The organism is Bacillus nakamurai, from assembly GCF_001584325.1.
GTDB lineage: Bacteria > Bacillota > Bacilli > Bacillales > Bacillaceae > Bacillus > Bacillus nakamurai.
Map to the genome: position 1 here is coordinate 23,267 of NZ_LSAZ01000034.1, position 13,498 is coordinate 36,764.

11 protein-coding genes and 1 pseudogene are annotated in these 13,498 nt (G+C 45.3%); 3 read left to right on the top strand and 9 right to left on the bottom strand.

Annotated features, from left to right (window positions below; translation table 11 throughout):
• Positions 1–779 (bottom strand): annotated as a pseudogene (locus AXI59_RS14050) (LysR family transcriptional regulator).
• Positions 780–899: 120 nt separating this feature from the next.
• On the opposite strand from AXI59_RS14050, the gene AXI59_RS14055 reads away from it, so the two are divergent.
• Entirely contained in the window at positions 900–2,117 is a 1,218-nt protein-coding gene (locus AXI59_RS14055) for an MFS transporter (protein ID WP_061528558.1), read from the top strand.
• 143 nt (positions 2,118–2,260) lie between these two features.
• Here AXI59_RS14055 and AXI59_RS14060 read toward each other — a convergent pair whose 3' ends face one another.
• The 7 genes from AXI59_RS14060 to AXI59_RS14085 all read right to left on the bottom strand — a co-directional run bounded on the left by AXI59_RS14060 (position 2,261) and on the right by AXI59_RS14085 (position 9,429).
• Entirely contained in the window at positions 2,261–5,419 is a 3,159-nt protein-coding gene (locus AXI59_RS14060) for a bifunctional cytochrome P450/NADPH--P450 reductase (RefSeq protein WP_061528559.1), read from the bottom strand.
• A 28-nt stretch (positions 5,420–5,447) separates the two neighbouring features.
• Positions 5,448–6,014 carry a transcriptional regulator FatR gene (locus tag AXI59_RS14065; RefSeq protein WP_061528560.1) on the bottom strand — a complete coding sequence of 189 codons (567 nt, stop codon included), beginning with the start codon at positions 6,012–6,014 and terminating at the stop codon, positions 5,448–5,450.
• A 407-nt stretch (positions 6,015–6,421) separates the two neighbouring features.
• Positions 6,422–6,961, bottom strand: coding sequence for a class I SAM-dependent methyltransferase (locus AXI59_RS14070; protein ID WP_061528561.1), 540 nt, complete (start codon positions 6,959–6,961; stop codon positions 6,422–6,424).
• 173 nt (positions 6,962–7,134) lie between these two features.
• The gene (locus tag AXI59_RS20530; RefSeq protein ID WP_229977308.1) at positions 7,135–7,290 is read right to left on the bottom strand and encodes a hypothetical protein; all 156 of its coding nucleotides are present in this window, start codon (positions 7,288–7,290) and stop codon (positions 7,135–7,137) included.
• A 174-nt stretch (positions 7,291–7,464) separates the two neighbouring features.
• Positions 7,465–7,605, bottom strand: coding sequence for a YrzI family small protein (locus tag AXI59_RS18895; RefSeq protein ID WP_063668161.1), 141 nt, complete (start codon positions 7,603–7,605; stop codon positions 7,465–7,467).
• A gap of 392 nt (positions 7,606–7,997) precedes the next feature.
• On the bottom strand, positions 7,998–8,798 hold the full coding sequence (locus AXI59_RS14080; protein WP_061523001.1) for a formate/nitrite transporter family protein: 801 nt from the start codon (positions 8,796–8,798) through the stop codon (positions 7,998–8,000).
• 262 nt (positions 8,799–9,060) lie between these two features.
• Positions 9,061–9,429, bottom strand: a complete 369-nt coding sequence (locus tag AXI59_RS14085) for a Na-translocating system protein MpsC family protein (protein ID WP_061528562.1) — start codon at positions 9,427–9,429, stop codon at positions 9,061–9,063.
• Positions 9,430–9,732: 303 nt separating this feature from the next.
• Between AXI59_RS14085 and fdhF the strand changes: the two genes are divergently transcribed.
• Both fdhF and AXI59_RS14095 read left to right on the top strand, forming a co-directional pair.
• Positions 9,733–12,675, top strand: coding sequence for a formate dehydrogenase subunit alpha (gene fdhF, locus AXI59_RS14090; RefSeq protein ID WP_156476291.1), 2,943 nt, complete (start codon positions 9,733–9,735; stop codon positions 12,673–12,675).
• An 18-nt stretch (positions 12,676–12,693) separates the two neighbouring features.
• Entirely contained in the window at positions 12,694–13,185 is a 492-nt protein-coding gene (locus tag AXI59_RS14095; RefSeq protein ID WP_061528563.1) for a helical membrane plugin domain-containing protein, read from the top strand.
• Positions 13,186–13,226: 41 nt separating this feature from the next.
• Here AXI59_RS14095 and AXI59_RS14100 read toward each other — a convergent pair whose 3' ends face one another.
• Positions 13,227–13,457: a YrhC family protein gene (locus AXI59_RS14100; RefSeq protein WP_061522874.1), complete on the bottom strand. Its 231-nt coding sequence runs from the start codon at positions 13,455–13,457 to the stop codon at positions 13,227–13,229.
• Positions 13,458–13,498 lie beyond the last annotated feature (41 nt).

The window sequence follows — 13,498 nt, forward strand, 5'->3', positions numbered from 1 at the left end:
TTACGCATCAGTGCGGCCGTTATAATACTCAACCGCAAACTGTTTAAAACGCTCAGCGGCCGGTGAGCGCTCGTAGTTTTTTAACTGGGCCAATGCAATGGTCCGTTCGCACGTATAATCTGCGACCGGAAAATACTGATGCTCCGTTGTTTTCGGCAATACTGCCGCACCTAAACAGGCGGCTGTCAGCCCTAATATGGTTGCCGCTTCCTCTCCTTCAAATGCGAGATGCGGGTGAATATTCAAATCCCGCACATCAGATCACCCATATACTTCCGTATCCGACCAAACTCCGCATGCTGATTTCCCTTCATTTTAATGCCCTTCTCCGCTGCAAGAGGGTGCGTCTTCGGAAGCACCGCGTAAAGCGGCTCTTTCTCCACCGTCCATTGCAAAAGTTCATTAGGCAAAGGCGGCGGGCTGAGGCGGATATCGGCATCTCCCGTTTTCATCATTTTGCGAAGCGTTTCATTTGCTCCTTGATAGAGCCTGAAGGTCACATTCGGATACTGATTTTTAAACTCGGCAATCAGCTGCGGCATTAAGTGCAAACCAAGCGTATGGAGAAATGATACTGCTATTTCACCATACTCCAGACTATATTCTTTTTGACTTGTTCAATCCCGTCATTTAAGGCGCGGCGGGCTTGTTTTGCTTTGATGAGAATTGATAATGGACCTGCTTAACGCCGGCTGAGAGATCATTCTTTCTTTGGCCGCATTAGTAAAATGCCGATGTTTCGCAACCGCAATAAAGTTATCAAGCCGATGCGGTTCCATCTTTCCCTCCCCTTCCGTTATAACCAAAATGCATTAATATAATAGTAATTATAAATTAGACACATCGAAATGAAAAGCGTACGATACATATAAGACATCAGTAAGAAAAGAGGGACATTCATGACGTTTATTCAGCCTCATACAAAGTCTTACCGACAAGCCAGCCTGGCCCTGTTTATCAGCGGTTTTGTGACATTTGCCACACTTTATACGACACAGCCGCTTTTGCCTTTGTTTTCTGAAGAATTTCATATTTCTGCGGCGGCTGCCAGCTTAACTTTATCCATCTCTACTGCAGTATTGGCATTTTCGTTAGTAGCCGCGGCTTCCTTATCCGACAAGTTTGGGAGAAAAAAATTAATGGTGCTTTCATTATCTGCCACGTCTATTCTCGGTCTGTTAACAGCCTTCAGTCCGGCTTTTCCGGCGCTTTTGGCAATGAGAGGACTGCTCGGCATTTTTTTGGCAGGCGTTCCGGCTGTCGCCATGACATATGTAGGCGAGGAATTCGATCCGAAAGGCCTTGGGAAAATGATGGGCCTGTATATCAGCGGCACAAGCATTGGAGGAATGAGCGGCAGGCTTTTAACGGGGCTTCTGACAGATTTATTCGGCTGGCGGCAGGCGCTTGGCATCATCGGTATTCTGTCTATCGCGTTAAGCTTTTTATTTTGGCGCTTTCTTCCCGATCCGCGCCATTCTGAAAAACGGGGCATGAGCTTGAAAACGGCCCTCAAGGAATACGGGGCGGTCTTTCATCACAAACGGCTGCTTTTATTAATTTCGTTAGGGTTTATATTAATGGGGAGCTTTGTAACCTTATATAATTATATCGGTTTTCAATTAATGGCGGCCCCTTATCATTTGTCACAAACTTTGATCGGGTTTATTTTCGTTGTCTATCTCGCAGGGACTTTCAGTTCTGTTTATATGGGAAAAAAAGCGGATCTGTACGGCAGTTCAAAGATGATTAAGATTGCCATCTTCGTTATGCTGGCCGGCGCAGTCATTACTCTTTTACCGCAGCTGGCGCTTAAAATCGCAGGGATTGCCGTCTTTACATTCGGTTTCTTCGGATCGCATTCGATTGCAAGCTCGTGGGTCGCCCGCGCTGCCGGTGATCATCGCTCGCAAGCCTCTTCTTTATATCTGCTATTCTATTATATTGGTTCTAGCGTTGCGGGATCATTTGGCGGATTCTTTTGGGCGCATTTTCAGTGGATCGGCATTATTGCATTTATTTCTGTTATGCTTTTGCTCTCTTTTCCGATTTTATTTTTGGCAGAGTTTCAAAAAAACAAACGGGACTGTTTTCATTTAAATAAACAAAAACATTAAAGTTTTTGTGTCTTTTGTCCGATAGTAAGGATAAGGCCGGCACGATACTCCCTATAACTATTCCTTTTGATTCAGTAGATTTCAAATATCGTGCCGGCTTTCTTCGTTGTATTACATTAGTCAGGTGTGATGTCTTTCACCTTTTACACACCCGCCCAAACATCTTTCGCGTATCTTCCTTCCGCTTGCAGTTTCTCAAGCCACTTCAGCGAAGTATTTGCATCGGTGTCATGTACGCTTCCATATGCCCGAAGCAATACGTTTTCTACAGCCGGAGCCATTTTGCTTCCGTCTCCGCATATATAGAGATGGCCTCCTTTATCAAGAAGCCCAATGATTTGTGAAGCTTCCCGATGCAGAATATCCTGTACATATATCTTACAATTCTGGTCTAAGCGTGAATATGCCCGGTGCACCGTGACAAGCCCCGATTGCTCAGCTTGAATAAATTCATCTTTATAAAGGTCATCCTCTTCAGGGTGCCGGCAGCCGAAGTATAAATGAGCTTCGCCCAGGCTGTTTCCCGCCGCTTTTTCGGCAGCGCGCGCTTGGATGAATCCTCTGAATGGCGCAATACCCGTGCCCGCTCCCACCATAATAAGCGGAGTCTCCGTATTCTCCGGCAATGCGAACCCGGATTGCGGAGAACGGATGAAGCAGACTGCACGATCTCCCTCCTGTAATCCGGCTAAATAATTTGAAGCGACGCCGCGGTATTCTCCCCGGCCGCTCCAAGACGGAGCCGCCACGACGCCGACCGTTATACTCACCTTCTCATTGGCGGCCTTTGGCGAACTGGAGATGGAATAATAGCGCGCCTTCAATGACGGCAGAAGTTCTAAAAACCGTTCAAACGGCATTTCACAAGCCGGATAATCTTCTAAAAGATCCAGCATCGTCATTCGTTTTTTCAGCACGTTTTCTCTATAGGCCGCATCATCAGAATGAAGATATTCCAATTCCTTCTGGTGCGGCGGGCAAACCGTGTATGCCGCAAGCTCACGAAGCTGTGCTCTTGTCGCCGGTTCCTGCAATTCCACATGCGACGCCAGCAGCTCTGAGGCATTGACCGGACGATCCATAGGCAGATGAGGAACATGGCGCCCGCTGATTTTAAAGAGCTGATGCGGGTCCAGACCGAAACGGCGTATCACGCGGTTTATAAGTTCATCACTGTTTTTCGGCAGCACACCGAGATGGTCCCCTTCTTGATAAGCTTCCGTTTCAGGAAGAAGCAGCTCAATATGCCGGACAGACCGCGTGCTGTTTCCTGTATGAAGCTCTTTATTTTTTATGACTTTCGTTTCAAAGGCGTCATAGGTTTTGGCAAGCGGCGTTTCAGTCGCTTCATTCACAAACTCAATTGATAGTGATGATCTATTTTGCTGATCAGTGACATCTTCCAAATCAAAAGCCTTGATGATGTCTTGCCAAAACAAATTCTCCCATGCTTCCTGACTGCTCTCAAAATCGTCCGCTCCGTCTCCTTCACCGATGGATGTGAGACGTTTTGCCCCTTTTAACTCAAGCGTTTTGTCTATAAGGCGGGGAATCCGCTGGTATGTGCTCGCCCAGTTGCGGTTTCCGCAGCCGAAAACGGCATATGAAACGCCATTCAAATCATGATCTTTTAGCGTATCCATCCACTTCACAAATCCTGCTGCATTATCAGGCGGAGCTCCGTTATATGAAGCCGTTACAATGACAACCGCCCCTTCAGTAGGCAGTTTTCCGATATAATCATCAAGCGGAGCCGTTTCGGCTGCAAAACCTTTGCTGCGACCGATATCGAAGAGTTCTTCCGCGATTCCTTCCGCAGTGCCTAAATTTGATCCGTAAAGCACGAGAAGCGGAGTTCCGTGAGTCGGTATATCTTTCAGCTCCTCTTTGGTATCGCTCGTCTCGGCTTGTTTCTCTTGTACAGGCTGAAGCGGGACGTCCTTCTTTTTCACCCGAATGGTAAAGTCGCCGGGCTTAATGGTTAAGGCCTCTTTAATGGACAGCTCATAATGTTTGTGATCAATCAGCTCAAAGTGCTTTAAGACGAGGCCGAGCACCATTGTCGCTTCATGCAGGGCAAACTGCATCCCGATGCATGCACGCTGTCCGTTTCCGAAAGGCTTATAAGCGTGATTCGGGATCGCAGCGGGATCACTGAAACGCTCCGGACGGAACATTTCTGCATCTTCTCCCCACGCGCTTTTATCACGGTGTAATTGCGGTGTTAGAATCGTCACAGGCTGTCCTTTCTCAATCGGATATTTCCCGCCAAGAACCGTATCTTCCTTCGCATATAATGAAAAGGCCGGAGCCGTCGGATAAAGCCGCAATGTCTCGTTTAATACCATGCGGATATATTTTAACTGCTGGATCTGCTTATAATCAGGGAGGTCTCCCGTTAATACCTGTTCAGCCTCCTGACTGGCTTTTTCCAATTTATCTTTGTTTTTCAGCAGGCAGTATATCGCAAAGGAAAGCAGACCGCTTGTCGTTTCATGTCCCGCGATTAAAAATGTGATGATTTGATAGCGGATATTCTCATCATCAAGCGTTTCGCCTGTTACCGGGTCTTTGGCATCAAGCATCAATGACAAAAGGTCTGTGATTTCTTCATCCGGGTTTTCCCTTCGCTCAGCTATGATCTTATCAACAAGCGAATTCATCACTTCGATATCTTGCTGAAATTGGTGTCTTGTTTTGACCATCAGCTTATCTTGCAGGCTGTGTCTTTGCGATTGGCGCATCGCCTCTTGCAGCCCGCGAAGCATGCTTATAATGAAAGGATGCTGTGTGTCGCGGTAAAAGCTGTTAAAGCGAAAATGAAATCCGCACAGCCCGATTGTATCTAACGTCAGGCGCGTCATGTCTTCAGCAACGTCAATTTCTTCTTTCGGATTCAGTCTGCTCCATTTTTGCACGAGCTGCATCGCAATATCCAGCATCATAGAATGATAGCCTTTCATAGCTTTTTGGCTGAAGCTCGGCAATAAAATCCGATGCGCTTTCTGCCAGTTCTTCTCGTTTGTCCAGCTTGTAAACAATCCGTCGCCGGCAAATTCACGGACTTTCAGCAGTCCTTTGCCGAGGTTTTTGTCAAATCTCGATTCATCGAATACTTCAGCTGCCAGCCTATGGCCGGAAACGAACACCGCAGCGGAGCTTGGAAATTCAAAGCGGAAAATCGGTCCGTATTCTTCGGCAATTTTCCAAAGAGATTGTGCCAGTTTCTCTTTTTCGATATGGGGGAGATTTTTAAGCGGTCCGTACGTTTTCGGCTGAGGTATAGCGTTCAATTGTTTCATATTGATCTTCCTTCCCTTCGGCGAATAGTTAATGATTCCTGATAGCGTCCCAGCAGCACAGCTCTAATTCTTTCAGAAATGGCTTTGTTATCTCCACGCTGCCCGTTCGGACGAGCTGATAGAGTTTAAGATAAGCGCCGAGCACGATCGCCATAAGCACATTTGACGGCAGATTGCGAAGCACTCCTTCAGACTTGCCGCGCTGAAAATACTCACCCAGCATCTTTGTTAATTCATCAAGCAGCTTATGACTCGTTTCATTTAAAAAGTAAGCATCTTTATTCGTTTCAAGGAAAAATAACGCATATTCACTTTCCTTCGTAAAATCAACGAGACAATAAAAAAGCTGCTGAAACCCTTCTCTTACAGATATTTTTGAAAAATCGGTTTTGAATTTTTCAGTAAAACGCTGAACGCTTTCCTGATAAAGCACATTCACAAGCGTTTCTTTACTGTCGAAGTAGCGGTAAATCGTTCCGGTTCCGACATCGGCCTGCGCGGCAATCATCGGAATCGTCGTCGCGTCAAAGCCTCTTTCTGTAAACAGAGTGAGCGATGCTTTCATAATGAGATCTACTTTGTTTGAAGATGTCATGACAGCCCTCCCTTTCCAATTACGGAATGAATATTCATTCCGTTTGTTCAAAAATATATAACATAAGGTCATCTGATTATCATTGTATAAGAAAAAAACCTTTTTTAATATAAAATATATCTGAAAAAATCGAAAATAAGAAAATATGCCCAATTTATTAAAAAGAGCTGCAATGACTTATGCAGCTCTTCAGATTAAAGAGAAAGTGGGGGTTTTGAAGACGTATGGCAAAGAAACCCTCATTCTTTTAATTTCTTTCGTTCCGAGACACAATATATTGTGTGCCTGCCTATGGGATCAGACCAGTATATTGTGTGATTAAATTTCAAAAAGGCTGTCGAGATTTTCTCGACAGCTGAAGAGCTGCAATGACTTATGCAGCTCTTTTTATTTCCCGAGAAATGATTCTATTTAATGGCAGTAATAAAATGGAATGAATCTCTGCTGACAACTGAAATCTCTCTGAAATATTGATCGCGCAGCAGCTGAATTACGTCCTTTTCACTTATTCCGGATGGCTGAAGGACAATGTACAATCGCCCGTCGATTTGAAGCACTCGGTACACTTCTTTTAATGCAAGCTGGTAATCACTGACCGTTTCAACAGTATGTAAAGAAAGAACTTTGTGAAAACTGCGGTCATTAAATGGGATGCTTTCAGGGCGCCCCGGCAGAATTTCTCCCGTTCCGGCCTTTATAGCGGAACGGTTTGCGCGTGCCGTTTTCCGCAGTTTTCTTTTCGAAGATTCTATACTTTTTAAACTGCCTTTTTCAAGCTGTCCGATTATTTTTTTAAACATCTTGCCGTTTCCTGTTCCAATTTCCAGAATGCGGTCATGTTCTTGTATATCCATCATCATTTGCTGAATGACTCTTTGTGCTGGTTCTGATTTTGCCAAGTATTTCGCGCGCATTCTTTTTAATGCTGAAGATGTATGTTGCAACATTGTATAACACCCGCTTTTCTTTTCCTGTCATTTTAGTATTCAAAGATAATAATCACCTCATATTAGTATGAGGTACTAACTAGACGCATTTCTTTTTATAAACGTTTCGATTTATTTGAAATTTACATTAGTTTTCATAAAAAAAGACGGAAAACGTAGGTTTTCCGCCTGCCCTAGTACCAATAATAAGGTGATATATATCTTCTTTGCCAGGAAATCGCCGCCATTCTTTGCCGGCGATACGGGTTGCCATAGCCGTGTTTAAAAGAGTGGGGCATTGACGCATACCCGTGCCCGATGGATGGAAGTCTGTTCTGATCGCCCTGCATGCCGTCACCTGCTTACCTATAATTTCTTACTTTATCATCGTATGCAGGCCGGCTGCTCAGTGACAGCGGATTTCAAGCTAAACCTGGTCCTTCTCCATTGTATAATGAATCAACAGCTCAATTCTGAACATCGTCATCTCCTCCTTCTCCTCCATTTTGTCTCTTGCGGCCGGTTTAGTTCATATAAAAGTGTTTCAGCTGGCGTTCTCTCGCTTCATTATAGAACTCCTCGACTTGCTGTTCTCGTTCATACTCTTCAGCGCTTTTAAAACGTTTTGAAATGGTTAATGTTAAAAAGAAAAGGTTAATGGTCATTATCGCTCACCCCCTTTCATTGTCCGCACAAGCGAAAATAACCCGCAGCAAAGTCAAGATGTGCTGCGGGCAGACTAAATCCGCAGACAAAAGAAGACTGTCGCTTCTTTAACCTGCGGGGAGCTGCGAATGTCCTGAAATACTCCAAATTAACGTGCTGAATGGGCAGAGGTTAAGGAAGGACACGAACTCTTCCACAGGCTGAATCGATTCACATTTAGGTTCGGCTTGCTGTTTAACGAAGTCATTTGATCCAACCTCCCTTTGCTTTTTTCTTCCTTTGTAAGTATATCCACCAAATACCATTTTGTAAACATTTTTTTCTAGAAATGGACTGAAAATGTGCTGGATTTCCACTTCAATTGTCCTTCTAATCCGGCAGCTTTCGTATGTCAGGAAGCTTTTTTCATCCCTTGTTTTTCCCGGTCTTTTTTTGAATAAGCAATAAAATAAATGAGTCCTACAAACACCGCGCCGCCGATGACATTTCCGATAAAAGCCGGGATCAGATTGCCGATAAGCCCGCCCCATGTAAAAGAGCCTGCAAAAATGGCGGCTGGGATAATAAACATATTGGCGACAACGTGCTGGAAACCAATCGCGACAAACGCCATAATCGGGAACCAAATGCCCGCGATTTTACCCGCTCCGTCTTCCGCCCCAAAAGAAAGCCATACAGCAAGGCAGACAAGCCAGTTGCAGCCGACAGCTGAAACAAGCACTTTTCCAAACGGCATATCCAGTTTCCCTTGTGCGACCGCAATCGTTTTCTCCAAATAAGGGCCTGTTTCTGTTAATCCGACGACATGTCCGAAAAAGTAGGCGACAAACAGCGCCCCGACGAGATTCATTAACGTAATAATGATCCAGTTTTTCACCAGTGCTCCGGCTGAAATTCTTTTAGAAAACAGCGCCATGGCAACCGACATCATATTTCCCGTAATCAACTCGGCTCCGGCAAGAATAACGAGCACCAGTCCGACCGGAAATACTGCCGCACCGATTAAGCTAGACAGACTGCCCCATTCTTTCGGAAGGTCACCGATTACGCGAATATCAAGCAAATAACCGAAGGCGATAAATGCCCCTCCCAAAAATCCTAATACAAGCAGCGAAGAAAGCGGCGAATTTACTTTTTTCACCCCTGCTTCGACTGCAAGCTCCGCTATTTCGTCCGGTTTACGAAAAGCCATCATTAAACCCCTCCATTATCAATTCATCCTGCAGTTTTCAAAAGGAACTCAGTAAAAAAGGCAGCATTCAAATAGCCCGTCAGAAACGGGGTTTGAATGCTGCCTAACTTGTATGCATACCCATACAACAATATCAAGCAGAATTAAAATATACGATATAGAATATATACAGATCATGCACACATTCCATGAATTCGTCCTTATGCCACTGCCAGCAGTCATATCATATCAAATGTGACAATTTCGTGTCAATTGAATTTTTTCAGCTTTTGATTTCTTCTCTGTGCTCTTCAATTGTGCGGTCAAATACAAATACAGACACCGCGATATTCTCTTCAATCTTGATGTCTGAAAACAGATGAACGAGCTTTGCGCCGATGAGCTCTTCCATGCCCTCAGGCGTTTTTTTCGAATAGAGCTCCTGAATTAAACTCGTCCGCGCCGAATGAACCATCTCTCTCCCCTCTGGCGTGCGGGCGATAAACTGCTCACTTGCGCTTAAATTGCCGTAAAGCGTTGATACCGCCATGTTCTCCACAAAAACGGTATGAATGCGCTCGGGCCCTTTTCCGAATAATTCTTTGCGCAATTTGCGGATGATATCGTTAAACTCATGAATTTTTTTAGACATATTGTCCCCCTCCAATTCAAGCCTATGAAAGACATTCCCGGTTCCCCTTGTGACATTTCACCTGGTTAAAGTTTTCCTTTCGTATTGTATTATAATAAATATCATCTTATAATAAAAGCAGTGTTGATGGATTTGTAATAGGAAACGTGTTATGAATCTATCGTTTTATACAAATTGGATTGGTCTGTTAGTAAGGCTTGCTAGTGAACTATTCCGCCATGCGTGTTTATACTGACCTCTGGACAAGAGGCCGGTGTATGTGCATGGCTTTTTTCGAGTTTAAAAGATGGAGGGGAATTGGAAGTGACAGACGTTCAGTCTATCCGTGTCAATATTGACGGCACTGAGTACAAAGCACCAGAGGGATCTAAAATTTTAGATATTTTGAATCAAAACGGCATTGACATACCGCAAATATGCCATGTACCGGAAGTAGATCCGATTCAAACATGTGATACATGTATTGTTGAAGTGAATGGGAAATTGCAGCGCTCCTGTTCCACAATTGCAGAAAACGGAATGTCTATTTCGCTCACGGCAGGCAGAGTGAAAGAAGCGCAGACAGAAGCAATGGACCGTCTGCTTGAAAACCACTTGCTTTACTGTACGGTTTGCGATAACAACAACGGAAACTGCACACTGCATAATACCGCGGAAATGATGGGCATTGAACATCAGAAATACCCATATACACCGAAGGATGATTCGAAGTGTGCAGTGGATATGTCTCACCCGTTTTACCGCTATGATCCGAACCAATGCATCGCCTGCGGCCAATGTGTTGAAGTATGCCAAAACCTGCAGGTGAATGAAACCCTTTCAATTGATTGGGAGCGCGACCGTCCGCGTGTCATTTGGGATGAAGGCGTAGCGATTAATGAATCGTCCTGCGTCAGCTGCGGCCAGTGTGTCACCGTCTGCCCTTGTAATGCACTGATGGAAAAATCAATGCTTGGGCAAGCCGGATTTATGACGGGCATAAAACAAGATGTCATGGAGCCGATGATTGATTTAGTTAAAAATGTGGAGCCTGACTACACGAGCATCTTCGCCGTTTCAGAAGTGGAAGCCGCTATGCGCGATACACGGACGAAAAAAACGAAAACGGTCTGCACGTTCTGCGGAGTCGGATGCTCATTTGAAGTATGGACGAAAGGCCGCGACATTCTTAAAATTCAGCCTGTTTCCGACGCACCGGTTAATGCCATTTCAACTTGTGTAAAAGGAAAATTCGGCTGGGACTTCGTGAATTCAGAAGAACGGATTACAAAACCGCTTATCCGGAAAAACGGGACATTTGTTGAATCCTCATGGGAAGAAGCGCTTGACCTTGTTGCTTCCAGACTCGGAACAATTAAGACGGAGCATGGAAAAGGTTCTGTCGGCTTCATTTCTTCTTCTAAAATAACGAATGAAGACAACTATGTGATTCAAAAATTAGCGCGTCAAGTGTTTGAAACAAACAACGTGGATAACTGCTCCCGCTACTGCCAGTCACCGGCAACGGACGGCTTATTCCGCACCGTCGGTATGGGCGGAGATGCAGGCACAATCAAAGATATTGCAAAAGCCGGGCTTGTGATCATTGTCGGCGCCAATCCGGCGGAAGGACATCCGGTTCTGGCCACCCGCGTAAAACGTGCCCATAAGCTGCACGGCCAAAAATTAATTGTTGCCGATCTGCGCAGAAATGAAATGGCGGAACGGTCTGACCTCTTTATCAGCCCGAAACAAGGGACTGACCAGGTCTGGCTCATGGCGGTCACGAAATATATGATCGATCAGGGCTGGCACGACCAAGCGTTTATTGATGAAAATGTCAATTTCTTTGAAGATTATAAAGAAACGCTGAAAAAATATACATTAGACTATGCGGAAAGCATCACCGGGCTTTCTAAAGAAACCATTATCAGCATTGCGGAAATGATTCGTGACGCTGACGGCACTTGTGTTCTGTGGGGCATGGGCGTTACCCAAAATACAGGCGGCTCTGATACGTCTGCGGCGATTTCCAACCTGCTGCTTGCGACCGGAAACTACCGCCGTCCGGGTGCGGGCGCGTATCCGCTTCGGGGCCATAACAACGTTCAAGGCGCTTGCGATATGGGAACTTTGCCGGGCTGGCTTCCGGGATATCAGCATATTACCGATGATGAAGCACGCGCGAAATTCGAAGAGGCTTACGGCGTAGCGATTGACGGCAAACCGGGTCTCGATAATATTGAAATGCTTCACGCGATCGAAGAAGGCAAAATGAAAGCCATGTACCTTGTCGGTGAAGATATGGCGCTTGTGGATTCAAACGCCAACCATGTTCACGACATCTTATCAAGCCTTGAATTCTTTGTGGTGCAGGATATTTTCCTTTCCAGAACCGCTCAATATGCAGACGTCATATTGCCTGCCGTTCCTTCTCTTGAAAAAGACGGAACATTTACAAACACAGAACGCCGTGTGCAAAGATTGTATCAGGCGCTTCCGACGCTCGGAGATGCAAAACCCGACTGGTGGATTATTCAAGAGGTTGCCAATCGTTTGGGCGCTGACTGGAATTATACTCATCCAAGCGACATTTTCTCAGAAATGGCGAGCCTTTCTCCGCTGTTTGGAAAAGCGAGCTATGATGTTATTGAAGGCTGGAACAGTTTCTTATGGGGCAGCTTTACGGGAGAAAGCACTCCGCTTCTTTATGAAGATGGCTTTAACTTCCCTGATAAAAAAGCCCGTTTCGCGCTGAGCGACTGGGTGGAGCCAGCTGTGTTCCCAGAGGAATATGACCTCCATATTAACAACGGACGTATGCTTGAGCATTTCCACGAAGGAAACATGACGAACAAATCAAAAGGCATCCAGTCTAAAGTGCCGGACGTATTCGTTGAAGTTTCACCGGAGCTGGCAGCTGAACGCGGGATTTGCGACGGAACGCTGATTCGCCTCGTCTCTCCTTTTGGAGCGGTTAAATTAAACGCGCTTGTGACAGACCGTGTCCGTGCAAATGAACTGTACTTGCCGATGAACTCAACGGATAAAGATTCAGCGATTAACTTCCTGACAGGGCCTGCATATGATTCACGCACACATACGCCTGCCTATAAGCAGACAAAAGTCCGCATGGAAGTGCTCGGCTCCTGCGACACTCCGCCGCTGCCGAAAACAAATCCGCGGAACAAAAAACGCCATCCGCAAAACGGCGTTGAAGCGGAGCGAAAATGGAATCGTCCGGGATATGTTCATTTAACCGATTAAGAAAGGAGGAAACAAGTTATGGCAAGCCCTATTACCACGATACAAAAGGAAACAAAAACGGAAGAACAGCTGAAAGCTGAAAAACTGGAAGAGCTGAAAGCACTTCTCGCAGAAAACGAAGAAGCCGTCACCAAAACGATGGCGATTATAGGAGAGCTGAATGGCTTGGGCATATTCGATGCAGCAAACCATATGCTTCAGGCGAAAGAGGAAATTGCAAAGATCGCACTCGGACAAATTTCCCGTGAACCTGTCACAAATCTCCTGAATACGATGATGGCTGCAGGCGGAGCATTATCAAAAGCAGATCCCGAGTTTATGGGCAGGCTTTTAGAAAGCGTGATGGCCGGTACGGATCAGGCGCAAAGCTTTTTGAAGGAGGACCGGAAAGTCAGTATGTTTGAGCTGATGAAAGCGATCGGTGACCCCGATATTAACCGTGCGCTCGGCTTCGGTCTTCAATTTTTAAAAGGAATGGGAAAAGAATTACGCGAAAAATCATCCGAGTAAGTATCAAAATAAGCCATTGTCAAAGGACAATGGCTTATTTTTTATTCATCAGCTTTTTCCAGCCTCTTTTTATATATAAGTGAACGGTCAACGCAAAAATAAGCGCCCGCTAAAAATACACAATCCGTTAAAAACATCAGCATTTTCTGACTCACCGTCAGCCCTTGTCCGGGAAGAACTGCGCCGATATAAATGAAGGTGCTGACCGCAAGCAGAATAAATGCGTAATGCTTAAAATCTTCTTTTAGCGATTTTAGTCTTTTCTTCTCCATAAAGGTCACCTGCCAGTTTGATAGTATAGCAACATTATAAT